The sequence below is a fragment of the Brevundimonas balnearis genome, from assembly GCF_042434805.1.
GTDB classification, from domain to species: Bacteria; Pseudomonadota; Alphaproteobacteria; order Caulobacterales; family Caulobacteraceae; genus Brevundimonas; species Brevundimonas balnearis.
This window is the reverse complement of the sequence record NZ_JBHLSW010000001.1, coordinates 1-25,137: the sequence shown is the minus strand read 5'-3', so window position 1 is coordinate 25,137 and position 25,137 is coordinate 1. Positions and strand designations below refer to the sequence as shown.

General features: G+C 70.2%; 29 protein-coding genes. 11 read left to right on the top strand and 18 right to left on the bottom strand.

The window, feature by feature from the left end; all coding sequences use genetic code 11:
* Nucleotides 1-80: 80 nt before the first annotated feature.
* A complete protein-coding gene (locus tag ACFFGE_RS00145) occupies nt 81-554 on the top strand; it encodes an SH3 domain-containing protein (protein ID WP_376833104.1) in 474 nt (157 codons plus the stop codon).
* Nucleotides 555-597: 43 nt separating this feature from the next.
* Here ACFFGE_RS00145 and ACFFGE_RS00140 read toward each other — a convergent pair whose 3' ends face one another.
* The 6 genes from ACFFGE_RS00140 to ACFFGE_RS00115 all read right to left on the bottom strand — a co-directional run bounded on the left by ACFFGE_RS00140 (nt 598) and on the right by ACFFGE_RS00115 (nt 3,456).
* Nucleotides 598-1,227, bottom strand: coding sequence for a S24 family peptidase (locus tag ACFFGE_RS00140; RefSeq protein ID WP_376833102.1), 630 nt, complete (start codon nt 1,225-1,227; stop codon nt 598-600).
* Nucleotides 1,228-1,268: 41 nt separating this feature from the next.
* Entirely contained in the window at nt 1,269-1,697 is a 429-nt protein-coding gene (locus tag ACFFGE_RS00135; protein ID WP_376833100.1) for a hypothetical protein, read from the bottom strand.
* A gap of 88 nt (nt 1,698-1,785) precedes the next feature.
* The gene (locus tag ACFFGE_RS00130; protein WP_376833098.1) at nt 1,786-2,127 is read right to left on the bottom strand and encodes a hypothetical protein; all 342 of its coding nucleotides are present in this window, start codon (nt 2,125-2,127) and stop codon (nt 1,786-1,788) included.
* Between the two features lie 64 nt (nt 2,128-2,191).
* Nucleotides 2,192-2,539, bottom strand: coding sequence for a hypothetical protein (locus tag ACFFGE_RS00125; RefSeq protein ID WP_376833096.1), 348 nt, complete (start codon nt 2,537-2,539; stop codon nt 2,192-2,194).
* A 54-nt stretch (nt 2,540-2,593) separates the two neighbouring features.
* Nucleotides 2,594-2,992 (bottom strand): PaaI family thioesterase, encoded by a 399-nt coding sequence (locus tag ACFFGE_RS00120; RefSeq protein ID WP_376833094.1) that lies wholly within the window; start codon nt 2,990-2,992, stop codon nt 2,594-2,596.
* On the bottom strand, nt 2,989-3,456 hold the full coding sequence (locus tag ACFFGE_RS00115) for a PaaI family thioesterase (protein WP_376833092.1): 468 nt from the start codon (nt 3,454-3,456) through the stop codon (nt 2,989-2,991). The genes ACFFGE_RS00120 and ACFFGE_RS00115 overlap by 4 nt, the downstream gene beginning before the upstream one ends.
* A gap of 58 nt (nt 3,457-3,514) precedes the next feature.
* Between ACFFGE_RS00115 and ACFFGE_RS00110 the strand changes: the two genes are divergently transcribed.
* Nucleotides 3,515-4,546: a ligase-associated DNA damage response exonuclease gene (locus tag ACFFGE_RS00110; protein ID WP_376833318.1), complete on the top strand. Its 1,032-nt coding sequence runs from the start codon at nt 3,515-3,517 to the stop codon at nt 4,544-4,546.
* A gap of 12 nt (nt 4,547-4,558) precedes the next feature.
* On the opposite strand, the gene ACFFGE_RS00105 is transcribed toward ACFFGE_RS00110, so the two are convergent.
* Entirely contained in the window at nt 4,559-6,190 is a 1,632-nt protein-coding gene (locus ACFFGE_RS00105; protein ID WP_376833090.1) for a response regulator, read from the bottom strand.
* 197 nt (nt 6,191-6,387) lie between these two features.
* On the opposite strand from ACFFGE_RS00105, the gene queC reads away from it, so the two are divergent.
* The 4 genes from queC to ACFFGE_RS00085 are packed head-to-tail and all read left to right on the top strand — an operon-like array spanning nt 6,388 to nt 8,571.
* Nucleotides 6,388-7,107: a 7-cyano-7-deazaguanine synthase QueC gene (queC, locus tag ACFFGE_RS00100; RefSeq protein WP_376833088.1), complete on the top strand. Its 720-nt coding sequence runs from the start codon at nt 6,388-6,390 to the stop codon at nt 7,105-7,107.
* Nucleotides 7,104-7,739 (top strand): 7-carboxy-7-deazaguanine synthase, encoded by a 636-nt coding sequence (gene queE, locus ACFFGE_RS00095; RefSeq protein ID WP_376833086.1) that lies wholly within the window; start codon nt 7,104-7,106, stop codon nt 7,737-7,739. The genes queC and queE overlap by 4 nt, the downstream gene beginning before the upstream one ends.
* Complete coding sequence (locus ACFFGE_RS00090) at nt 7,739-8,107, top strand: 6-pyruvoyl trahydropterin synthase family protein (protein ID WP_376833084.1); 369 nt, start codon at nt 7,739-7,741, stop codon at nt 8,105-8,107. The genes queE and ACFFGE_RS00090 overlap by 1 nt, the downstream gene beginning before the upstream one ends.
* A gap of 35 nt (nt 8,108-8,142) precedes the next feature.
* Entirely contained in the window at nt 8,143-8,571 is a 429-nt protein-coding gene (locus ACFFGE_RS00085) for a GNAT family N-acetyltransferase (protein WP_376833082.1), read from the top strand.
* Here the strand turns inward: ACFFGE_RS00085 and ACFFGE_RS00080 are convergent.
* Nucleotides 8,568-8,840 carry a hypothetical protein gene (locus ACFFGE_RS00080; protein WP_376833080.1) on the bottom strand — a complete coding sequence of 91 codons (273 nt, stop codon included), beginning with the start codon at nt 8,838-8,840 and terminating at the stop codon, nt 8,568-8,570. The genes ACFFGE_RS00085 and ACFFGE_RS00080 overlap by 4 nt on opposite strands.
* 126 nt (nt 8,841-8,966) lie before the next feature.
* On the opposite strand from ACFFGE_RS00080, the gene ACFFGE_RS00075 reads away from it, so the two are divergent.
* The 3 genes from ACFFGE_RS00075 to ACFFGE_RS00065 all read left to right on the top strand — a co-directional run bounded on the left by ACFFGE_RS00075 (nt 8,967) and on the right by ACFFGE_RS00065 (nt 12,807).
* Nucleotides 8,967-10,613 (top strand): M28 family metallopeptidase, encoded by a 1,647-nt coding sequence (locus ACFFGE_RS00075; protein ID WP_376833078.1) that lies wholly within the window; start codon nt 8,967-8,969, stop codon nt 10,611-10,613.
* Nucleotides 10,614-10,700: 87 nt separating this feature from the next.
* A complete protein-coding gene (locus tag ACFFGE_RS00070) occupies nt 10,701-12,314 on the top strand; it encodes a M28 family peptidase (protein WP_376833076.1) in 1,614 nt (537 codons plus the stop codon).
* Nucleotides 12,315-12,351: 37 nt separating this feature from the next.
* Nucleotides 12,352-12,807, top strand: coding sequence for a hypothetical protein (locus ACFFGE_RS00065; RefSeq protein ID WP_376833074.1), 456 nt, complete (start codon nt 12,352-12,354; stop codon nt 12,805-12,807).
* 6 nt (nt 12,808-12,813) lie between these two features.
* Here the strand turns inward: ACFFGE_RS00065 and ychF are convergent, their stop codons facing one another.
* From ychF to ACFFGE_RS00015, 10 genes are all read right to left on the bottom strand, one after another.
* A complete protein-coding gene (gene ychF, locus ACFFGE_RS00060) occupies nt 12,814-13,908 on the bottom strand; it encodes a redox-regulated ATPase YchF (RefSeq protein WP_376833072.1) in 1,095 nt (364 codons plus the stop codon).
* A gap of 58 nt (nt 13,909-13,966) precedes the next feature.
* Nucleotides 13,967-14,353, bottom strand: a complete 387-nt coding sequence (locus ACFFGE_RS00055) for a hypothetical protein (RefSeq protein ID WP_376833070.1) — start codon at nt 14,351-14,353, stop codon at nt 13,967-13,969.
* Nucleotides 14,354-14,409: 56 nt separating this feature from the next.
* Entirely contained in the window at nt 14,410-14,874 is a 465-nt protein-coding gene (locus ACFFGE_RS00050; protein WP_376833068.1) for a copper chaperone PCu(A)C, read from the bottom strand.
* Between the two features lie 11 nt (nt 14,875-14,885).
* Nucleotides 14,886-16,196 (bottom strand): PepSY-associated TM helix domain-containing protein, encoded by a 1,311-nt coding sequence (locus ACFFGE_RS00045; RefSeq protein ID WP_376833066.1) that lies wholly within the window; start codon nt 16,194-16,196, stop codon nt 14,886-14,888.
* A complete protein-coding gene (locus ACFFGE_RS00040; protein WP_376833065.1) occupies nt 16,196-18,274 on the bottom strand; it encodes a TonB-dependent receptor family protein in 2,079 nt (692 codons plus the stop codon). The genes ACFFGE_RS00045 and ACFFGE_RS00040 overlap by 1 nt, the downstream gene beginning before the upstream one ends.
* Nucleotides 18,275-18,345: 71 nt before the next feature.
* Entirely contained in the window at nt 18,346-18,732 is a 387-nt protein-coding gene (locus tag ACFFGE_RS00035) for a hypothetical protein (RefSeq protein WP_376833064.1), read from the bottom strand.
* Nucleotides 18,733-18,787: 55 nt separating this feature from the next.
* Nucleotides 18,788-19,408, bottom strand: coding sequence for an aminoacyl-tRNA hydrolase (gene pth / locus ACFFGE_RS00030; RefSeq protein WP_376833062.1), 621 nt, complete (start codon nt 19,406-19,408; stop codon nt 18,788-18,790).
* 93 nt (nt 19,409-19,501) lie between these two features.
* On the bottom strand, nt 19,502-20,134 hold the full coding sequence (locus tag ACFFGE_RS00025; RefSeq protein WP_376833060.1) for a 50S ribosomal protein L25/general stress protein Ctc: 633 nt from the start codon (nt 20,132-20,134) through the stop codon (nt 19,502-19,504).
* 134 nt (nt 20,135-20,268) lie between these two features.
* Nucleotides 20,269-21,372, bottom strand: a complete 1,104-nt coding sequence (locus ACFFGE_RS00020) for a hypothetical protein (RefSeq protein WP_376833058.1) — start codon at nt 21,370-21,372, stop codon at nt 20,269-20,271.
* Nucleotides 21,373-21,456: 84 nt separating this feature from the next.
* Nucleotides 21,457-22,392: a ribose-phosphate pyrophosphokinase gene (locus ACFFGE_RS00015; protein ID WP_376833056.1), complete on the bottom strand. Its 936-nt coding sequence runs from the start codon at nt 22,390-22,392 to the stop codon at nt 21,457-21,459.
* 162 nt (nt 22,393-22,554) lie between these two features.
* On the opposite strand from ACFFGE_RS00015, the gene ACFFGE_RS00010 reads away from it, so the two are divergent.
* Both ACFFGE_RS00010 and recN read left to right on the top strand, forming a co-directional pair.
* Nucleotides 22,555-23,409: an outer membrane protein assembly factor BamD gene (locus ACFFGE_RS00010; protein WP_376833317.1), complete on the top strand. Its 855-nt coding sequence runs from the start codon at nt 22,555-22,557 to the stop codon at nt 23,407-23,409.
* A 39-nt stretch (nt 23,410-23,448) separates the two neighbouring features.
* Nucleotides 23,449-25,137: DNA repair protein RecN (gene recN, locus ACFFGE_RS00005; RefSeq protein ID WP_376833054.1), on the top strand; the 1,689-nt coding region annotated here is incomplete at its 3' end.

Below are 25,137 nucleotides of genomic sequence, written 5' to 3'. Positions count from 1 at the left end.
CCTAACCGCCGCGCTGGCGGAGCCTTCAGCTTGGGCGGCGCATTCTCCCGTCATCGACAACGAAAGGACAGGAGACCGTCATGTCGAAATCCGTTTCCGCCGCCCTGGCCTCGACCGCGCTCGCGGCGTCCATGCTGATCGCCGCGCCCGCGCCGGCGCTGGCCCAGCAGGCCAACGGCATCACCAACTGCGACGCCCCGGGCGGCCGCCAGCGCGCCGGCGCCCTGATCGGCGCGGTCATCGGCGGCCTGGCCGGCAGCCAGGTGTCCGACAATGAGCGGACCCTGGGCGCGGTGGTCGGCGCCGGCGCGGGCGCCGCGGCCGGCTCCTACATCGGCTGCAACCAGCAGCGGGCCCGCGCCGCCGCCCAGCCGCGCGGCGACATGTACCGCGCCACCTCGAACCTGCGCATCCGCTCGGGTCCGGGCACCAACTACCGCCAGGTCGGCAGCCTGAGCGCGGGCCAGGGCTTCACCGCCACGGGCTCGCAGGGCGAGTGGGTCCAGATCGCCGGCGGCGGCTGGGTCAACGCCAACTACGTCACCTACTACTGATCCGAAGGTCGGGGCCGCTCCTAAAAGGGGGGCGGCCCTTTCCTTACTGGCTGACCCAGAGGATGCGGGCCATCCAGTCGATCCGCGCCTTGGGCACGATCCGTGGCGGATAGGCCGGATTGATCGACAGCAGCGTCACCGATCGCCCGGCCTGCCCGCCCAGTTCCTTGGCCATCACCTCGCCGTCGCGCGTGCGGACCACGACCCGGTCGCCCTTGCGAACCCGGGTCTCCGCCCGGTCGACGATGACCTTGTCGCCCTCGCGATAGAGGGGGGTCATAGAATCGCCGACGATCCTCAGGCTGAACAGCGTCTCTCGGGGCGCCGGCAGGTCCGTCGCGTCCCAGTCGCCGGCCGGCAGGCCCGCGTCGTCGAAGAACCCGTCCAGACCGGCCTGCGCCATCCCCAGCAGGGGCGCGGTGGGAGTGGGGCCTGCGTCCTTCGCCAGCGCCGCGAACTCTCCCAGGCTGACGCCGGTCGCCTGAAGCACCGCCATCAGGCTCTCGGTCGAGGGCCAGCGCGGACGGCCCGAGGGGCCGGGCCCGGTGCGCTTCGACAGGTTGAAGGCCGTGGGATCGAGGCCGGCCCGCTTCGCCAGGGCCGAAGCGCTCAGACCCTCGCGCCGGGCGAGGGCGTCAAGAGCGGTCCAGAGCTGGGTGTGGTTGAGCGGCATGGCGAATCCGTGATTCGCCCCGAGGCTATAGGAATTTCAGCCTATTCCAAGCCGGCCGCCCGGCGTTCCTGCCAGGTCCAGAAGGTGCCCAGCGCGATGGCCACCAGGATGCCGATGCTGGCCAGGTTCTGGATCGCATAGAAGGAGGCGGCCGGCGGACGGACGTCGACAGCCATCATGACATGGCTAAGCACCGGCAAGAGTTGAAGCGCAGCGGCCCAAACGGGCCACGTGTTCGCCGATTTCCATGACAAACCGCAGAAAACGATCAGCACGAATACGTCGATGCCAAACAGTATTGGCGCATTGTTGTACAAGCCGATGTCGTCCTGCAGCAGTAGCGTCGCAAACCAGGCGAGCAGATAGGCTCCGGCTCCAAATCGCTCCGGATCCTGCCCCTTGATGAAAGCGAAAGCGGATACGCTCACCATCAGCGCGGCGCCGACCTGGGCATAAAGGGTGTCGAACAAGGAATCGCCCCCGCGAGTGAACGCAGGGGCGACCTTACCCTAGAAGCTAAGGACCTCGAAACAGGGAGGGTGTTAGCTTACCGCGAATTTAGGCAACGCGAGTAAGTTGCGCCCATTCGATCGGGCGGCCATCTTCCGGCGGCTTGTTGACCGGACCGGCGGCGTAGACGCCCCAGCCCATGCGACGGTGATCCTTGGCCATCTCGGTATGCGAGGCCGTGATGGCTTCGCGGGCCTCGCTCAGGGCGGCCAGCGATTCCATGGCCTTGGCCTGCGCGCCGGCGCCGACGGTCGCGGCGACCGACAGCTCGGTGCGCGCGGCGATCATCGCCTGGACCAGGGTCGTGGCCTTGACGATCGCGGCGTCCACGGCCGCTTCGGCCGCATACAGATCGCTGGCCAGACCAGCGACGACTTCACTCTTTTCCACGCTAAGCCCTCCTTAATGGGTAAAGGAAGTCTTAACATATGCGTCTGGTCCCGGGAAGCCCTCTTTACTTTTCGTTAACTTCGACGGGTCGGCAGTATCCCGGACCCGGCCGTTCGTCGTCAGGTTTGTCGACCGGGCCGGATGCAAGTGCTTCAAGTCCAAGAGACTTCGCCAGCGCCCCGAGCACCCGATGCGCGGCGGCGAGCTCGCCCCGCGCCGAGGCGAGGGCGGCGACCGAGGCCGCCGAGGCGCTGAACGCGGACTGGGCGACGGTGGCCGAGAGGTACGCGTCTCGACGCGCCTCGGGCAGCATGGCGGTCAGGGTCGCCGCCTCCGCCAGGGCGACGTCGATCGCCCTCTCGGCGGCGTAGAGCTGTTCGGCGAGGCGCAGGCCGATGGTTTCGCGGGTCATCGAGCGTTCCTCCGTTAGGAGGCGCATTGATCCTCAAGATTCAGCCGAACGCAACTACAAGTCGTCTCCATCAACTAGAAAGTGCGCCTGAAGGCGGGCGATCGGGCTGGTCGGATCGTCCTGCCAGGCTTCGCATTCGACGTGGACCACCCGTCGACCCGCCTTCCTGATGATCGCGCGAGCATGAACGTCCACAGGTCGCCCGCTCCTCAGATAGGCGACCGTGACGTTGATCGGACGCGGCAGCCGATCGCGCGGAAACAGGACGGCGACCTGACCGACCGCCGTCAGCTCCATCAGCGCGGCGGTCGAACCTCCGTGGAGCGCGGGCAGCAGCGGATTGCCGATCAACCGATCATGGAACGGCATGGTCACGGTCAGCTCGGAGCCCGCGAGATGCTGTCTGAGCCCCAGGAAGCGAGCGTACGGGGCGGCGTCCAGGGGCGCGGTCATCGCCCATCCCTCGTCCGTAGATTGGCGCCGAGACGGTCCCCGCCGTCACGGGTTCGGATATAGGTCGACTGGGCGGCCGCCACGGGATCCTCGACGGTCGCGTCGAAGGCCCAGGCCCTCACGAAGGCGATAGAAGGCGTCACCCGGTAGCACCGCGCCTCGGCGATCAGGTCACGGCCCGGCTCCGCCGCCCGCATGTAATCCACCCTGAGGTCCAGGGTCGCGATCGGTTCGAACGCGTCGAGCGCGGTCCAGACCGCCAATCCGCCCACATGATCGAGCAGGGTCGTCACCAGACCGCCGGACAGGACCCCGGACTTCGGGTCCCCGACGAGGTCGTCACGATAGGGTACGCGCAGCCGCACGCGCTCCTCGATACGGCCGTCGAACACGAAGCCCAGCGCGTGGGTATGGGCGGCCGCCGAGGCGAGCTGCGGCAGCAGGGGGTCGATGGCGGCGGTCATGGGACTCCTGGCGGCGGCCCGTCTTCACGAGCGATCCGACGGCGACCATATGTGGGTCATGGCCCGTCCGGAAGACCTGCTGCGCCCCATGCCCAAGGGCCTCTACTGCGAGCCTGGCGACTTCTATATCGATCCGGTCGAACCGGTGGACCGCGCGGTGATCACCCACGGCCATGCGGACCACGCCCGACCCGGCCACGGCGTGGTCGTGGCGACGCCGCAGACGCTGGCCGTCATGGCCGAGCGTTACGGGCCTGACTTCGCCGGTCGGGCCGAGCCGCTCGCCTTCGGCGAGACGGTCGTGCGCGGAGGCGTCGAGGTGGCCTTCGCGCCCGCCGGCCACGTGCTCGGGTCCGCTCAGGCGATCGTGCGCGGCCTCGGTCAGAAGATCGTGGTCTCGGGAGACTACAAGCGTCGCGCCGATCCGACGTGCCTCCCGTTCGAGCCGATCGCGTGCGACGTGTTCATCACCGAGGCGACCTTCGGCCTTCCGGTCTTCCGGCATCCGGACGCGACGGCGGAGGCGAACCGTCTTCTGGCGTCGGTCAGGCAGTTTCCGGACCGGACCCATCTGGTCGGCGCCTATGCGCTCGGCAAGGCGCAGCGGGTGATCAGTCTGCTGCGGCTCGCCGGCTGGGATCGACCGATCTACGTCCACGGCGCGCTGGAGCGTCTCAACGCCCTTTACCAGCGCGAGGGCGTGGCGCTGGGCGAGCTTCGGCCCGCCACCGGCCTCAGGGCCGGCGCCTCGGCGGGCGAAATCGTGCTGGCCCCGCCCAGCGCGACCCAGGACCGCTGGTCGCGGCGGTTCGCGGACCCGGTGGTGGCCTTCGCCTCCGGGTGGATGGGCGTCCGCGCCCGCGCGCGACAGCGCGGCGCGGAGCTGCCGCTGATCATCTCGGACCACGCCGACTGGGACGAGCTGGTCCAGACCATAGCGGAGGTTGATCCGGGCGAGGTCTGGATCACCCACGGACGGGAGGAGGGCTTGTTGCGCTGGTGCGAGCTGAGCGGGCGCTCCGCGCGCGCGCTTCGACTGGTGGGCTATGACGATGAGGACGTGGACGGCGTGGGCGAGGGCGCGCCCTGACTCCGACCCGCGTCAGGCGACGGATCGAAAGGATCGGACCGGCGGGGCGTCCCCCGCGACGTCCTGCGCATGGGACTCCAGCGCCATGTTCATGGCCATGCGCAGCCGTTCGGGCTTGATGGGCTTCTCGACCACGGCGGCCATGCCGATGGACAGATAATGCTTGGCGTCGTCGGGGTCGGCGTTGGCCGTGAGCGCGAGGATCGGCGTGCGGCCGGCGTCGCCGCCCAGAGCCCGTATGGCGTTGGTGGCCGCCACCCCGTCCATGCGCGGCATCTTGATGTCCATGAGGATCAGATCGAAGCCGCGTTCCTGAACGATATCCAGCGCTTCCTGGCCGTCCTCGGCGGTCTCTGAGGTGCAGCCGAACATCTCGCACAGAGCCTGGGCGACGACGCGGTTGGTCGCGTTGTCGTCCACGATCAGGACGTGGGGTTGAGACTGAAGATGAAGTTCGGAGAGCTCCGCCACGTTGGACGGCGCCTCCTGTTCCAGCTGGGCTCGTGAGGCATTGATCGCGAAGTGGAAGGTGGCGCCGCGACCGGGATTGTTCTCGGCCCAGATGCGGCCGTCGAGCGCCTCGATGATCTGGCGGCAGATCGACAGCCCCAGACCGGCCCCGTCGGGGCCGGAGCCGTGAACGAACGGCTCGAAGATGGCGTCCAGCCGCGTAGGGTCGATGCCGGGACCGTCGTCGCGCACCCGACCCTCGATGATGACGGTCTCGCCCTCGGCGTGAGCCTTCAGGCTGGCCTCGACGACGCCGTTCTGGGCGAACTTCAGCGCGTTGCCGATCAGGTTGTTGAAGACCTGCTTGATGCGGACGCCGTCGACCAGAGCGGCCAGTTCGGTGTCGCCCTCATAGGCGCCGAGGAAAGAAATCTGATCCTGCGACGCGCGAGGCTCCCACATGGACTGGATATCGTCCATCAGCCCGCGCAGCCGCGTCGGCTGGCGGTCGATCTCCAGCTCGCCGGCCTCGGCGCGGGAGAGGTCCAGGGCGTCCTGCAGGATGCGCAGGAGCGTCTCGGAGGAGTCCACGATCGTGCGGACGTGCGCCTGGGCGGCCTCGTTGAGCGGCTGCCGGCGCAGCAGCTCCGCGACAGCCAGCACGCCGTTCATCGGCGTGCGAAGCTCGTGGCTCATGATCGCGAGGAACTGGCTCTTGGCTCGGGCCGAGGCGAGCGCCTGGGTGCGCGTGTCCTGCAGCACCCGCGCCTGCTCGGCGAGCTCGGCGTTCTGGACCCGCTGGCGCTCGTGCGAGGCCTTGAGGAGCGACAGAGCCGTGCCGACCCCCCAGTAGCGGCCCTCGCGGGTGACGATGAAGCCGCGGGTCAGGGCGGCGGGTCCGCCCTTCAGCATGATGTCGCAGAAGACGTCGATGGCGACGCCGGCTTCGACGACGGCGGGTTCGGCGTCCATGATCTGCGTCACCGGACGGTGCGCGTACAGGGCATGACCGAACGGCCCGGCGATCTTCAGCAGGAAGGCGTTGCGCTCGATCAGGCCGAGCGGCTGACCGTCATCGACGACCGGAATGACCAGAGTGTCCGGCGCATCCTGGAAACGGGCGAAAATGACCGATCCCGGGGTGTCGGGCGACACGGGATCGACGCGTTCCGTCAGAACTTCGATGGTCGGCATACTGGCCGTTACTCCGTTTCCGCTGTGGACAATGCGCTGAAACGGTTTGCGGAAGCGTAAACGCGGAAATGGCCGTTACTCGGCTGATATCCGGAAGTTTTGCGTCCGGTCGGCAGGCGGTGTATGCACCCGCCGTCATCCGCAGCGTCCCGATCCTTCCGCATGCGCGCGGCCCGTTGGCCGACCGCAGGTTCAGCATGAGCGATTTCCGATCCCAGACATCCGAAGGGGCGCTCGTCCTCTTCTCCGGCGGCCAGGACAGCGCGACCTGCCTGGCCTGGGCGCTCGCGCGTCATGCACGGGTGGAGACCGTCGGCTTCGACTACGGCCAGCGCCACGCGGTCGAACTCGAGGCGCGGCTGCGTGTTCGCGAGGGCATGGCGTCGGCCTTGCCGCACCTCGCCGACCGCCTGGGTCCGGACCACATGGTGGATCTGACGGGCTACGGCCGTATCGCGGAGAGCGCCCTGACGGCCGAGCGCGAGATCGAGATGGGCGCGCGCGGGCTGCCGACGACCTTCGTGCCGGGCCGCAACCTGATCTTCCTCGTCGCGGCGGCGGCGCTCGCCGACCGACGCGGGCTTGGCGTGCTCGTCGGCGGCATGTGCGAAACGGACTTCTCCGGCTATCCCGACTGTCGACGCGACACCATTGACGCCATGGAGCGGGCCCTGACCCTGGGTCTTGAGCGCCCCACGCCGATCGCGACGCCGCTGATGCGCCTGACGAAGGCCCAGACGTGGGCGCTGGCGCATGAGTTGGGCGGCGACGCCCTGGTGGAGCTGATCGTCGAGGACAGCCACACCTGCTATCGCGGCGACCGCACCCGGCGTCACGCCTGGGGCTATGGCTGCGGCGACTGCCCCGCCTGCGAGCTGCGCGCCCAGGGCTGGGCCGACTGGACAGCCGGCCGATGAGTTATGCGGTCAAGGAGACCTTCCTGACGATCCAGGGGGAGGGGGGCCAGGCCGGTCGTCCCGCCGTCTTCCTGCGCTTCGCCGGCTGCAACCTGTGGAGCGGGCGGGAAGCGGATCGCGCCAGGGCGGTGTGCAGCTTCTGCGACACCGATTTCGTGGGCGTCGACGGCGATGGGGGCGGCCGCTTCGAGACGGCCGACATGCTGGCCGACCATGTCGCGGGGAAATGGATCGGCCGCGACGGCGATCCTAGGCTGGTCGTCTGCACCGGCGGGGAGCCTCTCCTGCAGCTGGACGCCGCCCTGATCGCCGCGTTGAAGGCGAGGGGGTTCGAGATCGCGGTGGAGACCAACGGCACGATCGCCGCGCCCGACGGGATTGACTGGATCTGCGTCAGCCCGAAGGCCGACGCCCCGGTGGTGCAGACGTCCGGACAGGAGCTGAAGCTGGTCTATCCGCAGGCGCTCGCCCTGCCGGATCGGTTCGAGGGGCTGAGCTTCGAACGTTTCTGGCTGCAGCCGATGGACGGCCCCGCCCAGCGCGAGAACATGGCGGCGGCGATCGACTACTGCCTCGCCCACCCCAGATGGCGCCTCAGCGTCCAGACCCACAAGTACATCGGCGTGCGATGATGCCCACCTTCGAGATCACCAAACAGGCGACGTTCGACGCCGCCCATCACTTCCCGAACGAGCCCGAGGGAAGCATCTATCGCCGCATCCACGGCCATTCCTTCACCGTGGCCGCCACGGTGCGGGCCGAGGCGCTGGACCCCGAGCACGGCTGGGTGGCGGACCTGGGGGCGCTGGAGCGGGACCTGAAGGCCGCGGCCGGGCGCCTGGATCACGGCATGCTGAACGAGCACGCCGGTCTGGAGCTGCCCAGCCTCGAAAACCTGTGCCTCTGGTTCGCCGAGCAGTTGAAGGGCGACTGGCCCGGCCTGTGCCGGATCGAGGTGGCGCGCCCGACGATCCACGAGCGTTGCGTGCTGAGTCTGTGAGGGTCGGAGCCTACCGGGTTGGGGATGAGGGTCAGATGGCGGCGGTCTATCGCGCCGCCGTCGAGGTCACCGGCGCCCTCGACTACAGCCCGGCCCAGGTCCGGGCCTGGCGAGACCAGGGCCCGGACGCCGACCGACTGCGGGCGCGCATGGCCGATGGCCGAAAGGCCTGGGTCGCCATCGATCCTCAGGACCGCGTCGTCGGGTTCACGGACCTGGAGCCCGACGGCCATATCGACTTCCTCTACGTCCACCCGCAGGCGAAGGGGCGCGGCGTCGCGGGGGCGCTCCTTGACCGGCTGGAGGCGGAAGCGCGCGCCGCTGGTCTGCGGCGCTTGTTCGTGGAAGCCAGCGAGGCGGCGCGGCGGGCGCTCCTGAAGCGTGGATACGCCGTGTTCGCGCGCCGCGACTTCGAAGTGGAGGGCACGCCCATCCACAACTACGCGATGGAGAAACGGCTCTAGCAGTCGCGCCCCTGGCGCTGACGCTGCTCGCAGCGGCGCTGTTCGCGTTCCCACTCGCGCTGCTCGCGTTCGCGGCGGGCGCGGGTCTCCTCGTCCGAGGTGGTGACGGCGTCCACGCCCGCGCCGACCACGGCCCCAGTGGCCTTGGCCGCGCCGCCGACCACGGCCCCGGCCGCGCCGACCGCGGCGCCGACGACGCAGCCCTGAAGCAGCAGGCTGCCGAGAACCGCACCGGCGGCGATCGATACGGTTCGGATGCGGATGGTCATGCGAATCTCCCTCTCCACAACCTTCATGCTCAACCATGAACAAGGCCTGAGCGCGGCGCCGCATCGACACGACGGACATGGCCTTCTAGGGTCCCGCCGGCAAGAATTCACCGAGGAGTCCGCCGCATGCGTCTGGCCGTTCGCCGCTTGTCCCTGATCGCCGCCGCCCTGATGACGGTCTCCGGCCCCGCGCTGGCCCAGTCCGCGTTCGACGCCGAGCGCCTGACGAACAACATCCGAGAGCTGTCGGACGACTCGTTCGAGGGGCGGGGCATCGGCACGCCCGCGGAGGACAAGGTCATCGCCTTCATGAGCGAACGGTTCGCGGCGGCCGGCTTCGAGCCGGGCGGCGTCGACGGCGGCTGGACCCAGCCGGTCGAGCTGACCCGGTTCGCCGTATCGAACCCGACGGCCACCCTCAGCGTCGGCGACTGGAGCCTGCCGCTGCGCCAGGGGCAGGAGACGGTGATCTCGACCCGGCGCCCGGGTGAGAGGGTCGAGCTTCAGGACGCCGAGCTGGTCTTCGTCGGTTACGGCATCCGCGCGCCGGAAAGGAACTGGGACGATTTCAAGGGCCAGGACCTGAGCGGGAAAATCCTCGTGGTCCTGGTCAACGACGCCGACTTCGAGGCGCCGGAGCTGGACACCTTCGGCGGCCGCGCCATGACCTACTACGGCCGCTGGACCTACAAATACGAGGAAGCCGCGCGGCAGGGCGCGGCCGGCGTCCTGATCATTCATGAGACCGCCCCCGCCTCCTATGGCTGGACGACGGTGGCCAACTCCTGGACCGGACCCCAGTTCGACATCGTGCGCCAGAATGCGGAGGCCGAGCGCGTGCCGCTGGAGTCGTGGATCCAGCGTGATGTGGCGGTCCAGCTGTTCGAGCGCGCCGGCCTCGATTTCGAGGCCCTCAAGGTCGCCGCACGCTCGGCGGACTTCCAGCCGGTGCCGATCCCCGGCGCGACGCTGGACGCGGGATTCGACGTGGAGACCTCGCGCATCCAGACCCACAACATCCTGGCGCGCCTGCCCGGAACGACGCACCCGGACGAGACCATCCTCTACACCGCCCACTGGGACCACATCGGCATCGGCGAGCCGGACGCGAACGGCGACGCCATCTTCAACGGCGCGGTGGACAACGCGTCGGGCACCGCCGCCCTGATCGAGATCGCCCACGCCTACGCCGCCGCGCCCCGCCCCGAGCGGTCGATCGTGCTGATCGGCTTCACGGCGGAGGAAAGCGGGCTTCTCGGCTCGGAGTACTACGCCGCCAATCCGATCTATCCGCTGGAGACCACCGTCGGCGGGTTCAACATGGACGCCGCCAACGTCTATGGCCGGGTCACCGGCATGGGCGTGACGGGCTATGGCCAGTCCGACTTCGACGACCGCGTAGTGGCGCTGGTGGAGGGGCAGGGCCGTCGGATCGTGCCGGACGCCAACCCCTCGGCCGGGACCTACTTCCGCTCGGACCACTTCCCGCTGGCGAAGCGCGGCGTGCCGATGGCGTACATGCGCGGGGCCGGCGATTTCCGCGACGAGCCCATCGCCGACCGGATCGCCCGCCGCGACAGCTATACGGCCAATCGCTACCACCAGGCCGATGACGAGTGGTCCGCCGACTGGGACCTGTCGGGCCAGCTGGAGGATCTGGAGGTCTACTTCCGGGCCGGGCTGGAGCTGGCCAACAGCCGCGAGTGGCCGCAGTGGCGCCCCACCTCCGAGTTCCGCGTCGCCCGGGAAGCCTCGGCCGCGCAGCGGGACTGACCTGTCGGAGGATGACGAAAACTTAACGTGCGGGGCGAGCGCGCCGATCTAGGCTTCCGGCTGAACCGATCCAGAGGCAAGCCCCGCATGTTCCGTCGTTTTTCCGCCGTCTGCGCCGTGGCGCTGCTCGCCGCCGCCGGGGCCGCCCAGGCCCAGGAGTTCTCCGCGCAGCGCCTGTCGGACGGCGTGCGGGAGATTTCCGACGACAGCTTCGAGGGCCGCTACCCCGGCACGCCGGGCGAGCGGAAGACGCTGGAGTGGCTGCAGGCGCAGTACGAGGCGATCGGCCTGGAGCCGGGCGGGCCTGACGGCCAGTGGCTGCAGCCGGTCGATCTGCGCCGCTATACGCCGGTGCGCGACTTCACCGCGACCTGGACCGGACCCGACGGACAGACCCGCGTCCTAGCCAAGGGCGAGGATCTGAACCTGCGCGCGGCGACGAATGACGGGCGAGCCGACGTCGCGGGGGCCGAGCTGGTGTTCGCCGGGTTCGGCATCGTCGCGCCCGAACGCGGCTGGGACGACTACAAGGACACGGACGTCCGGGGAAAGGTGGTCCTGCTCCTTCCCGGCGAGCCCGACGGCGATCTGTTCAACGGCGAGTACCCGACCGTCTACAACGCGGGATGGTGGAAGGCTCGGGACGCCTTCGCGCGCGGCGCCGTGGGCGTCATCACGCTTCAGCCCCAGCTCGCCGGCGGCCGCTTCGCCGACGCCCAGAGGACCTTCCAGCCCGGCGGCGCCGACGTCGAATTCACCGCGGACCTGCTGCGGCCGGCCGCGGCGGCGCTGTTCAGCGCGGCGTCGCTGGACATGGAGGTCCTGATCGCGGCCGCCGAGGCGGGCGGCGACTTCCGGGCGACGCCGCTCACGGGCGTGCGCTTCACGGCGTCGGCGGAGGAGTCCGTCGATGTGCTGCGGACGCACAATCTGCTCGCCCGCATCCCGGGCGCCGAGCGGCCCGAAGAGACCATCATATTCTCCGCCCACTGGGACCACGTCGGCCTGAACAATCACGGCCGCCAGCAGGTGCCCGAGGGCGAGGACAATGTCTGGAACGGCGCCTGGGACAACGCCTCCGGCACGGTCGCCCTGGTCGAGATGGCCCGCGAGCTGAAGGCCGCCGGGCCCGCCGAGCGCAGCTTCGTCTTCGCCCACATGGCGGCCGAGGAGATGGGCCTGCTCGGGGCGTGGGCCTACGCCGCCGACCCGGTGTATCCGATCGAGACGACGGTGGCGGACCTCAACATCGACATGCTGCCCCTGTCCCCGCCCACCCGCGACCTGCCGATCTTCGGCTTCGGCCAGAACGAGTTGGAGGACGACCTGGCGCGCCTCGCCGAGGCGGAGGGTCGATACCTGACCGACGACGGCCAGCCGGAGCAGGGCTTCTACTATCGTTCCGACCACCTGCCGTTCGCCGTCGCCGGCGTCCCGGCCCTTATGCCGTGGCACGGCGTCGACTACGACGAGGGCGGCAGGGCGGTGGGCCAGCCGGCCTATGAGGCCATGTGGGCCGAGCGTTACCACCGCGCGGCCGACGAATGGTCGCCGGAGCTCGACTTCTCGTCGGGCGTCGAGACCCTGACGCTGATGTATCGCCTGGCCTGGGATCTCGCGAACAGCGAGCGCTGGCCCGGCTGGAAGCCCAACAGCGAGTTCGGGGCGATCCGCGCGCGCACGGACGACGCCCGCCGCTGATCGAGAACCGCCGGCGCGCGCGAGGCGTTAGGGGGCCATGCGCCGCCTGATCCTTCTCGTCCCGTGCCTCCTGACCGCCTGCGACCAAGGCGGCGATCCGCTGGCGCCGCGTCCGGAGCCTGCCCCGTCGCCCGAGGTCGCCTCGCCGCCGCCCGCCAAGGTGGAGGGGCTGCCCGGCGCCGGGCCCGCCAACTTCGTCGGACGCTGGGCCGCGGACGTGCGCTGGTGCGCCGCGCCGGGCGGCGACGGCCGACCCATCGAGATCACGACGACCCGGTTCCTGGGCTATGAGAACAGTTGCGACATCACCGCGATCGCCCAGGCGGACGACGCCTACGACGCCAGCCTGCGCTGCGAGGCCGAGGGGCAGGTCAACGAGGAACGTGTCCGCATGGCCGTGCGGGGCGACGTCATGACCTTGACCTATCTCGATCGTGGCGGGGACCCGGTTCAGCTCAACAAGTGCACCACGCTGGCGGAGACGCCGGGCTGAGGCCGATCAGCTGAACAGGAAGTGCATCACGTCGCCGTCCTTGACGACGTAGCTCTTGCCCTCGGCGCGCAGCTTGCCGGCCTCGCGCGCCCGCGCCTCGCCCTTCAGCGCGACGTAGTCGTCGTAGGCGACGGTTTCAGCGCGGATGAAACCTTTCTCGAAGTCGGTGTGGATCACCCCGGCCGCCTGCGGCGCGGTGGCGCCCACCGGGATGGTCCAGGCGCGCGCCTCCTTCGGGCCCACGGTGAAGTAGGTCTGTAGGCCCAGCAGCTGATACGCCCCGCGGATCAGTCGGTTCAGCCCCGGCTCCTCGAGCCCGAGCGTCTCGAGGAACTCCTTCTGCTCGGCGTCGTCCAGCACGGCGATCTCGGACTCGATCTGGGCGGAGATGACGACGGTCTCGGCGCCGTCGGCGCGCGCGCGCTCGGCGACCCTGGCGGACAGGTCGTTGCCCTCGGCCGCCGACGCCTCCTCGACGTTGGCCACGTAGAGGGCGGGCAGCGAGGTCAGCAGCTGCAGCATGTCCCAGGCCTTCCGGTCCTCCTTGGCGACCTCGGCCAGGCGCGCGGGCTTGCCGGCGTTCAGCTGGGCCAGGGCCAGATCGATCAGCTTCAGGTTAAGCTGGCTGTCCTTGTCGCCGCCCTTGGCGCGCTTCTCGACCTGTACCCGGCGCCGCTCCAGGCTTTCGAGATCCGCCAGCATCAGCTCGGTCTCGATGATCTCCAGGTCGGCGATCGGATCGATGCGGTCCTCGACGTGGGTGATGTCGTCGTCGATGAAGCAGCGGGCCACGAAGGCGATGGCGTCGCAGTCCCGGATGTTCGCCAGGAACTGGTTGCCCAGCCCCTCGCCCTTGGACGCCCCGCGCACCAGGCCGGCCACGTCCACGAAGGTGATGCGGGCGGGGATGATCTCCTTCGACCCCGCGATCTCGGCCAGCACGTCCAGACGGGCTTCCGGGACCGCCACGTCGCCGGTGTTCGGCTCGATGGTGCAGAACGGATAGTTGGCGGCCTGCGCCGCCGCCGTCTTGGTCAGGGCGTTGAACAGGGTGGACTTGCCGACGTTCGGCAGGCCGACGATCGCGACTTTCAGGGCCATGACTCTTTTTTGGGGATTGCTTCGGAGCGCAGGGCTTTAGCCGGTCGAAGGCGGCTTGTCAGCGTCGGCTTCCCACGCCGGTCCACGGGCGCACCTCGCAAACCGCGTCCCCGTAGTCGAGCCCGTGATCGCCGACCTTCCGGATGACCTGATCCAGCCACCCCGTCTGACGGTCGTAGAGCCGAAACATCTCCCACTCGTCCTCTCCGGCGGAGAAACGGTACGACAGCTCCAGCCAGCGGCCGTGGTCCACGACCGGAGCGCATCGCGGATTGCCCCGCCGACACGCCGTCGCCGCCTCCAGATCGACCGAGAACAAGTGGTCCTCCTGGTCACGCAGGATGCCGGCGTCGGCGAACTCGCGACAGGACAGGTCGAAGCGAGGCCCGTCGTCGAGCGTCTGAGCCGCCACGAGCGCCAGCGCCAGGATCGGGGACATCGCCATCTTCGCCTCCGTTGTCGAGGCGAAGGTGCCGACGAAGGCGACGCTTGACCAGAGGCTCAGTGCGCGGCGCCGCCGGCGGCCGCAGGCTCCCCGGCTCGGGCGATCACCTCCAGCGGCTCTGCTCCCTCGAAGGTCAGGGTCAGGGGCACGTCATCCCCGGTTTGGAGCGGCCCCGCCACGCCGAACAACATCAGGTGGGACCCGCCGGGACGGAGCTCGACGGACCGACCGGCTGGCAGAGGGAGCCCGTCGGCCATCTCGCCCATCCGCATCATGCCGTCTTCGGTGGTCATCTCGTGGATCTGCGCGTCGGCGGCGATGGGGCTGGACACGGCCACGAGGCGGTCGTCACCGCGGGCGGTGAGCGTCAGGTAGCAGGCGGTGACGTCCCGACCAGCCGGAACGGGGCGACAGACGGCGTCGATGACCTCCACCGTCGTGGGGGCGGAGCCCTCCGGGCCGACTTGCCCGCACGCCGAGAGCAGCATGGCGGCGGAGGCGGAAAGCAGAAGCGTTCTCATGGTGAAGTCCTTCATCGGGCGACCGCCGGACGCAGGCGGGTCCACAGGCGGTCGATCAGAACGGCGGCGACGAGGCTCAGCCCCGTCAGAGGATAGAGGATGGCCAGCGGCAGCACGATTCCCAGCACCGCGACCCGTGCGCGCGGTCCGGGCGGCGCGACGGGAGCGGCGAGGCGACCCTTCGGCCGCCTCTTCCACCACATGACCATGGCGCTGACGCCGAGGACCCAGACGGCGATGCAGCCGGTCAGCATGATCAACCGGTTGATCTGGCCGTACTGGGTCCCCTGGTGGGTCAGGACGCCCCATTCGAAGGCCCGCGCCCCCCAGCCGTACTGGTCGAAGCGGATGTCGCCGATCAGCCGCCCGTCGGACTCCAGATAGAGGGTGCGGCCGTCCTCGACCCGGGTGTTCTGATGGGCCAGGACCACCGCCTGCCCGGGCGAGGAGGGCAGGGTGATGCGATAGGGGTTGGCCAGGCCCTGCGCTTCGGCCTGCGCCACTGCGGCGTCCAGATCGACCGCGCCCGGCGTGGCGTCCAGGGTTTCGCCCTGCAAGGTCCAGCCGACCCCGCGCGGAGCTTCGTGACCCGCATGCTCCCAGCTGGAGGCGACCGGGGGCGGCGGGCGTCCGAGTCCGGCGGTTCTCATCGCCCCAAGCACCGTATCTCCCCAGACCGCCGACCACGGCATTCCGGTGAAGGCCAGGAAGAAGATCACGCCGCCCGCGAAGACGCCGGTGATCGCGTGGACGTCCCTCCAGAAGGGCCGTCGGGCGGGGTCCCGCGCCGTCAAGCTGACGACGCCGACACCCCGGGCGCGGGGCCACCACAGATAAAGCCCGGTCGCGACCAGGATCATCGCCCAGCCCGCCACGATCTCGATCAGGATGTTCGCCCAGCCGCCGAGGATCGAGAGGCTATGGATGCGCTTGAAGGTCTCTGACAGGGGCGGCCCGGCCGTTCCCTGCACCTCACCGTCGTAGGGGTCGATGAAGACCGTCCTCTCCGGACCTTCGGGCGGCCGCATGGCGACCTCCACCGCCCGGTCGGCCCGCGACGGCACGAGGACCGCCACGGGTTCGCCGGGCAGGGCCTCCCGCGCCGCCGTCAGCCACCGCTCCGCCGGCACACGCTCAGGACCAGCAGCGACGGCGGCGATCCCCCGCCGCTCGGCGTCGTCGATCTCGGCCTTGAACAGATACAGGCCGCCGGTCAGCGCCAGCAGCATGAGGAAGGGCAGGACCAGAAGCCCCGAATAGAAATGCCAGCGCCAGACGACGCGATAGGCGTCCGACAGGATGACGTCCTTGAACCGGGCCATCAGCGGGCGAGCCTCACGCCGATGAATGCGGACGCGCCTTCGCCGGGCCAGAAGACGGACGTCGAGGCCACGCGCGCGTCCGTCACCGCGTTGAAGTTCGAGACGTAGCGCTCATCCAGGATGTTGCGGGCGTCGACGAAGATGTCCGTCCTCGCATTCAACCGCCATCCGAGACTGAGGTTCATGACCGTGTAGCCCGGGGCCTCGAGCGTGTTGGCGTAATCGACCCAGGTGTCCGACGGGGTCCATTCGACCTGTGGCGCGATGAAGAAGCCCGAGGGATCGCTGTAGCGCAGCTCAGCCCGGTACAGATGCGGCGGGATCAGCGGCAGGTCGTTGTCGCCATAGACCCGGTCGCCTTCGAAGAAGAAGTCCGAATAGGTATAGGTCTGCCGCAGCCGCCAGCGGTCCGCGAAACGCCAGTCCAGCGCCGCCTCCAGTCCCTGGTGCACCGTGGGTCCGGCGTTGAACGTCGCCGCCGGAACGCCCAGGGCCGGATTGACGACGAAGTTCAGAAGCTCGTTGTCGAGCTCCGCGCGATAGATCGTGGCGTCCCAGGTGAAGGGCCCTCGCCGCCCCCGCAAGCCCGCCTCATAGGTCCAGGCCTCCTGTGGCTCCAGAGGGGTGAACCCGGCCGCCGTGGGCGACAGGGCTCCGAAGTTCGGCGGCTCCACCGAACGGGTGGCGTTCGCGTACGCCTGATCCCCGGCCTCGTTCTCCCAAAGCAGGCCGAGCCGGGGCGCGAACCACTCATAATCCTCGCCGAGCGCTTGGGCGAATGTCCCCGCGACGCCGGGAAGCGCGAAGCGCTCGTAGTCCCGCTCCGCCCGGCCCCAGGCGCCGCCCGCCACCAGCGCCAGCTGATCCGTGGCGAAGAGGCGGCCCTCGGCGAAGACGTCCAGGGCCTGGGCGTTCTGCCGGGCCTTGGCGGTCGGGGCCCCGCTGGAGCCGCGAACATTGACGAACTGCAGGGCGTCGAGGTCGCCCGAGCGATACCAGGCCCCGCCGAAGGCGTCCGCGCGCAGCCCGAACAGCGAGCCTTCCCAGTCCAGCCGGCCGAAGGCGCCGTAGTTGCGGCTCTGCTGGTCGATGACCTGGAAGATCGGATGGTGCAGGTCCTTCCAGGTCCCGTAGACCGAACCCTCGAACAGCAGGGCGGGCGACAGGCGCCAGCGCGTCAAGAGGGTGGTGCGGACAGAGGCGTAGTCCCGCTGGTAGGCGTTCGCGACATTGGCGGGGGCGGCCGTCACCGGCGTGTTCAGGGCCTGGTCCAGTGTCAGCGACCCTGGGATGTCCTGGTGAATGTAGGCGCCCTGTATGATCAGGCGCGCCTCGCGGTCCTCGCCGAAGCTCCGGCCGAGGTTGAGGGTGACATACTGCTGCTGCCCCTCGGAATTCTGACGCCAGCCGTCGCTCGTCGCCCCGGTGACGCCGAGAAAGCCGTCCCAGGCGCCGCGTTCGCCCGCGACCTCGGCGTGCAGCCTCGCCGTGCGCCAGGAGCCGTAGTCGGCGCGGATCACGACGGAGTCGGGCGAGGTGCGTCCGTTGGGCGTCACCAGGTTCACTGCCCCGCCCAGCAGGGCCCCGCCGAAGCGCAGGGCGTTGCCGCCCTTGTAGACCTCGGTGTAGCGCGCCAGCAGGGGATCGACCATCTGCACGTCGCCGAAGCCGTCGGCCTCGTTGAATGGGATCCCGTCCTGCGACACGAATAGGCCGCGCAGGTGGTTGGCGTTGCCGATGCCCGAGCCGCGGATGGCGATGCGGACATCGCCGCCCCATTTCTTCTGGGCGTAGACGCCGGGCACGTCGCGCAGGACGTCGGCGATGTTCGGGGCGTAGCGGCTTTGAAGGCTCTCAGCCGAAACGACGGCGACGGCCCCTGGCGTGCGGGACAGGCGGGCCCGCGCCTGGGCGACGACGGGCGGGTCTTCGGGGTCGCGACGGCCGGTGACGATGATGCTGTCCACGGTGGTGACGGCGCGCTCGTCGGCGGGGCTCGTCGGAGTCTGGGCATGGGCGGGAACGCTCGCGGCGGCGAGCAGCAGCGCCAGGGGCGCCGCGGAGGCTTGGAGGTTCATTTGAAGGTGTCCTGAAGTCGAAATCGGTCAGGCGCGCGTCGGCGAGGCGGCGCGCGCGGCGAGGTTCGGCTTCAGGCGTGGGGTGGAGCGGTCGACGGCGGGCGTGGCGGCGCGCGCGCAGGGGGTAGGCGGTCAACGCGCCGCAAGACGGCGAAGGTCGCCGGCCGCGGCCTGATCGGCGGGGCGGGCTGTGGCGGCGGCGGCGCGGGCAGGGCGGCGACGGCCGCCATGACGCAGGCGGCGCACTTCAGCGCGGCCAGATCTTCAGCGCGCCGCTCGCCGTTCGCGCCCACCTGGATCGTGCGCGGCCCTTCGGCCGAGCACAGCACGATGGGCCGATCGTGACGCGCTGACGCGGCGACCGCCGACGGCAGCAGCGCGCCGAACACGAGCGCGAAGGTCGCGGCGAGGAACGCCAGCGCGCGCAGGATCGGAACGGGCTTGGCCGGAACGGTCACAGGTTCCTGCTACGCGACCCGACCGAGCCGTGCAACGGTCACGCGGTCGCGGTGATCAGAGTTCGCCGCGCGCGGCCTGGCGGGGGCTGAACTTGGGCGCGGGGGCGAGCCGCAGCACCTCGGCCTGATACCGCTCGTCGTCGCCCGCGAGCGCGAACGGCAGGGCGTCGGCGCAGGCGTTCAGCAGCGCCTCCACCCACGGCTGGTCCGCCTTGTGAAAGTCAGACAGCACATGGCCGTGCACCAGATGCTTCTCGCCGGGATGCCCCACACCCAGGCGCGCCCGACGGAAATCGGGGCCCAGCTGGCTGATCAGGGACCGGACGCCGTTCTGGCCGGCCGCGCCGCCGCCCAGCTTCATGCGGAAGCGGCCCGGGGCCAGGTCGATCTCGTCGTGGAACACGATCACGTCCGACGGCGGGATCTTGTAGAAGCGCGCCGCCTCGCCGACCGCTCGGCCGCTCTCGTTCATATAGGTCTGGGGCTTCATCAGGAGCACACGGACCGCGCCCTTGGCGGTCGGAACCTCGCCCTCCGACACCACCGACTGGAACTTCGCCCGCTCGGCCCCGAACGACCAGCGCCGCGCGATGGCGTCGGCGGCCATGAAGCCGATGTTGTGACGGTTCTTCTCGTACTTCGCCCCGGGATTGCCGAGGCCGGCGATGATGATCATGACGTCCTTCTGGCCAAGCCCGGGGCCCCGGACAAGAAAAACCCCGCCGCGGCGCGCCGGGCGGGGCTGATCTGTTGGACCTCCGAAGCCCTATCAGGCCTCGGCGGCGTCCTCGGCGGCGCCGTCGCCCTGGGCGGCCTCGTCGGCGGCTTCGGCCTTGGCGGCGGAGGAGACCTTGATGGTCGCGATCACGAAGTCGCGGTCGGTGATGGTCGGGGCCGCGCCTTCCGGCAGCGCGATGTCAGACATGCGGATGGTGTCGCCCATCTGACGCTCGGCGAGATCGACGACCAGTTCTTCGGGGATGCGGTCGGCGCGCACCAGGATCTCGACGTCGTGGCGCACGATCTCGAGCGAGCCGCCCTGACGGTTGAACGGGGCGTCTTCCAGGTTCTTGAAGTGGACCGGGATGGCGATCTTGACCGGGGCGGTTTCGTCGACGCGCATCAGGTCGAAGTGCACCGGGCGATCCGACACCGGGTCGAACTGCACGTCCTTGGCGATGACCGGCTGGGTCTCGTCGCCGTACTTCAGGGTCACCAGGTGGCCCAGCAGCTTGCCGGTGTAGAGCGACTTCTTGAAGTCCTTCTCATTCACCGAGATCGCGACGGGGGCCTTGTCGCCGCCGTACAGGATGCCCGGCACCGCGCCGGCGCGACGGGCGGCGCGGGCGCCGCCGGTGCCCACGCCCGAGCGGACGTCGACGTTCAGGATGATCTCGGCCATCTGGCTGCCTCAAACAACGAAACCGCCGCGCCGGACCGTGGCCCGCGCGGCGGGGGGTTCTGCCCCTGAAATCAAGAGCGCGCGCTATTACACGCTTCGCCCCCGGCGCGCAACCGGGCCGACGAGACGGGAGCTTACTCCTCCGGCGTGGACGCCACCGCGTTGGTGGACGCCGCCGCCGCCTCCGCGGCCACCGGCGTGACCGTCGGCTCTTCGGCCGTCATCACGGGCGCCGTCGCGAGCCCGCCGCCCGTGTTCTGGGCCTGGCAGGCCGAGAGGTCGCGCACGATGTGCCGGCCCAGGCAGAACATGTCCTCATAGCTGGGGCGCGCAGCCGCCAGGCACTGGAACAGCATCAGCTTGGACATGCTGAGGCAGAACTCGCTGTTGGTCTCCACCGACAGCGCCTCGGTGTAGGTGCGATAGTCGTCGCCCCCGGCCCCGAGCGCGGCGAGCGCGGCGATCGCCAGGGCGTTGATCACGGCCGGCGTGTAGGGCGGCGGCAGGTCCGAGCCTTCCACGGCGATGCCTGCGCCGGCCATGCCTTCTCCTGACAGGGCCGCCGCCAGCAGCCGCGCCGATTCGTCGGTCGCCGGCGCCATGGTCTGGAGCGAGAGGGCCTTGGCCGACTCAAGGCGCTCCTCGCGGTTCGTGATGTGCTGCACCGCCCAGCGTCGCCGCGGATCCTGCCGCTCCTGGATGGTGTAGGCGTCCTCCTCGATGGCCATGCCGATCGCGCTGAGCTGGGCCGACTGCCGGCCGATGGAGGCGGCGATCAGGCCGGCCGCGTCGGCCGCGCCCGGCAGTTGAGCGGCGTAGGCGGGGTTCTCGATGATGCGGTTGACGATGTCGCGACGCTGGTCCGGATCGACCGCGAACTCCCGCACGCCGGCGACGAAGCCGTCCGACTGCAACGCCAGGATGGCGCCGTAGGCGATCATGCCGCGCGACAGCTGCACCGGATCGTAGGCGGCGCCGCGTCGGATGGAGGCCTGGATCGCTTCGGCGTCCTGGAAGCCGCCGGGCTGGATCGTGCCCATCTCGCGCACGAAGGCGACATAGATGGCGGCGGCGTCGGCCACGCCCTGGTTCAGCGCCACGGGCGGCGGCGGCGGCGGCGGCGCGGGCGCCGGCTCGGGGGCGGGCGGTTCCGGCGTCGAACAGGCGGCCAGGACGGCGGCGGCGGCGGTCAGGGCGATGACGGTCGCGCGCGGCGTCCGGACAAAGGCCAAGGCCATGGATGAACCCCACTCACAACGGAAGGATCGGTGCTCGATCGGACTGAGCGGCTTTATACAGCGGCTCTGTGTCTTTTCCGACGGTTAATCGAACAGCTTGGAGACCGATTCCTCGTTTGCGATCCGACGGATGGCCTCGCCGATGAGCGGTGCGACGGAAACAGAACGGATTTTCGCGCAGTTCAGAACTTCGTGAGGCTGTTCGATGGAGTCGGTGATGACCAGTTCCTTCAGCGGGCCGTCGGTGATGCGTTGCACCGCCGGACCCGACAGGACTCCGTGGCTGATGTAGGCGGAGACCTCGGTCGCGCCCTGGTCCATGAGGGCCTTGGCGGCGTTCACCAGGGTGCCGCCCGAATCCACGATGTCGTCGAACAGGATGCAGCGGCGACCCTCGACGTCGCCGATGATGTTCATGACCTCGCTCTCCCCGGCCTTGGGCCGGCGCTTGTCGACGATCGCCAGATCGGCGTCCAGGCGGCTGGCCAGCGAGCGGGCGCGCACGACGCCGCCGACGTCCGGCGAGACGATCATCAGGTCGTCGCCCCGCGGATAGTGTTCCTTGATGTCCTGGGCGAGCACCGGGGTGGCGACGAGGTTGTCTGTGGGAATGTCGAAGAAGCCCTGGATCTGCCCGGCGTGCAGATCCATCGTCAGCACCCGGTCGGCCCCCGCGCGGGTGATGAGGTTGGCGACCAGCTTGGCCGAGATCGGGGTGCGGCCGCCGGTCTTCCGGTCCTGTCGCGCATACCCGAAGTAGGGCATGACCGCCGTGATCCGCTTGGCCGAGGCGCGCACCAGGGCGTCGGTGATGATCAGCAGCTCCATCAGGTTGTCGTTGGCCGGATAGCTGGTCGACTGGATGATGAAGACGTCCTCGCCGCGGACGTTCTCCTCGATCACGGCGAAGACCTCGTTGTCGGCGAAGCGCTTCACCTGGGCGCGCGTCAGGGGCATGTCGAGGTGGTCCGCGATGGCCAGGGCGAGCGTTCGGTTGGCGTTGCCGGACAGGAGCTTCATGGCCGCGTCATCCTTTCGCCCTCATCGGGACTTCAATGGTTGGCGCGCCTTACCGCAGCGCGAAGGCGCGCATCAAGGGCGCATGCCGCGTTGGCGGCGACGCCGGGCCGGTGCTAGACAGCGCTGATCGCTGCTCCGCGTAATGAGGTCGCCTTGCCGCTCCTGCCGCAAAAATCCGCCGCCGCGCGTCGGCCCGTTCAGGTCGCCGCCTGCGTCGCGCTCGCCGCATTGACGCTGTCGGCCTGCGCCGGTCGCGCCGACCGTCCGCGCCTGGCCTATGAGGAGCGCCCCGTGGAGGCGCTTTACAACACCGGCTATCAGCGGCTGGAGCAGCGCCGCTGGCGCGACGCGGTCGACTACTTCCAGGAGGTCGAACGCCAGCACCCCTATTCGGAGTGGGCGCGACGGGCGATCCTGATGCAGGTCCACGCCCACTATGAAGCCGGGGACTACACCGACGCCATCGCGGCGGCGGACCGGTTCATCCAGCTGTTCCCGGGCAGCCCCTCGGCCGCCTACGCCTTCTACATGCGCGCGGTTTGCAACTTCGAGCAGATCGTGGACGTGGGCCGCGACCAAGCCTACGCCCAGAACGCGCTCGCTGGATTGAGGGACGTGGCGCGCCGGTACCCGGACTCGCCCTACGCCCGAGACGCCCTGGTCAAGATCGACATGGTCAACGACCAGCTGGCGGGCAAGGAGATGGAGATCGGCCGCTACTATCAGCGGGACAATCAGCTGCTGGCCGCGGCGAACCGCTACAAGGCCGTGATCGACAATCCGGACTTCCAGCGCACGTCGCACACGGCCGAGGCGCTATATCGGCTGGTCGAGGTCTATCTGCAGCTCGGGCTGAAGGACGAGGCGACGCGCAACGGCGCGGTCCTGGGGTTCAACTATCCGGGCAGCCGCTGGTACCAGGACGCCTATGTGCTGCTGACGAACGAGGGCGCCCGCCCGGACGTGGAGCCCGAAGGCGAGCGCGAGAGCTGGCTGAGGCGAATCATCCCCGGCTGAGGCGCGCCGCCTGAGCCCGAATCCGGCTAGACCGCCGCCATGCTGACGAGCCTGTCCATCCGCGACGTGGTGCTGGTCGACGCGCTGGACCTCGAGGTCGCGGCGGGCCTCACCGTGCTGACCGGCGAGACCGGGGCGGGCAAGTCGATCATCCTGGACGCGCTGGGTCTGGCGCTCGGCGGCCGGGCCGAGGCCGGGCTGGTGCGCGCGGGCGCCCGGCAGGCGGTCGCCGCCGCAGAGTTCTCGGCCGTGGACGACGCGGACCTCGCGGCCCTGCTGGTCGAGCGGGGACTGGAGGTGCAGGCCGGCGAGCCGCTGATCCTGCGACGCGTGCTGGGGGCCGACGGGCGCAGCCGGGCCTTCGTCAACGACCAGCCCATCGGCGTCGGCGTGCTGCGCGAGATCGGCGCCCGGCTGGTCGAGGTGCACGGCCAGCACGAGACCGTCGGCCTGCTGGACTGGAAGACCCATCGCGCCCTGCTGGACGCCTACGGCGGCCACGAGAGCCACCTGGCGGCCGTGGCGGCGCAGGCCGAGGCGCTGAAGGCCGCCGAGGCGAGGCTGGAGGCGTTGCGGGCCGATGCGCGCGACGCGGCGGCGCGGGCCGAGGAGCTGAGCCTGAACCTGGCGGAGCTGGACGCGCTGGACCCGCGCCCGGACGAGGAGACGGAGCTCGCCGGAGAGCGCGCCGTGCTGGGGGCGGCGGAGAAGGCGCTGGCGGACCTGGCCTCGGCGCGGGACAGCCTGGGCGGCGACAAGTTGAGCCAGCGGCTGGCGGCGGCGCTCAGGGCCGTTGAGCATGCGCGGCAGCGGGCAGGGCAGGCGGGGGTCGAGCCGGACCATCCGGTCCTGGCGCGGCTAGCCTCGGCGGCGGAGGCGATCGACCGGACGCTGGTCGAGGCGACCGAGGCCGTGGCCGCGGTGGACGCCGCGGCCGACGCCTTCGAGTTCGAGCCCGGACGGCTGGACAAGGCCGAGGAGCGGCTGTTCGCGCTGCGGGCCGCGGCGCGCAAGCTGAACAGCACGGTCGAGCATCTGCCGACGCTACGGGCGCGGTTCCGCGAGCAGCTGCGGCTGATCGAGGACGGGGCCGACGCCCTGGTCGCGGCCGAGCGCGAGGCGGTGCAGGCGCGCGAGGCCTATGACGCGGTCGCGTCGCTGCTGACCTCGGCGCGGGAGGCGGCCGGCGAGCGCCTGGCGGCGGCGGTGATGGGCGAACTGGGGCCGCTGAAGCTGGACCGGGCGCGGTTCCGGGTGCGGCTGGAGCCGGTGGCCGAGGACCGGCGCGGGCCGCAGGGCCGCGAGACGGCGCGGTTCGAGGCGGCCACGAACGCCGGTACCGACTTCGGCCCGCTGGACGCCATAGCGTCGGGCGGCGAGCTGGCGCGCTTCGCCCTGGCCATGAAGGCGGCCCTGGCCAGCCGCGAGGGACAGCGCCAGCCGGTTATGATCTTCGACGAGGTGGACCAGGGCGTGGGCGGCGCGGTGGCGGAAGCCGTGGGCGAACGGCTGAAGCGCCTGGCGTCGGGCGCGCAGGTGCTGGTGGTGACCCACAGCCCCCAGGTCGCCTCGCGCGGGCACGCCCACTGGAAGGTCCGCAAGGCGGACGCCGACGGGGTGACCACCACGACCGTCGACGCGCTGGACGACGCCCGCCGCCGGGAGGAGATCGCCCGGATGCTGGCGGGCGCCGAGATCACCGACGCGGCGCGGGCGGCGGCGGCGGCG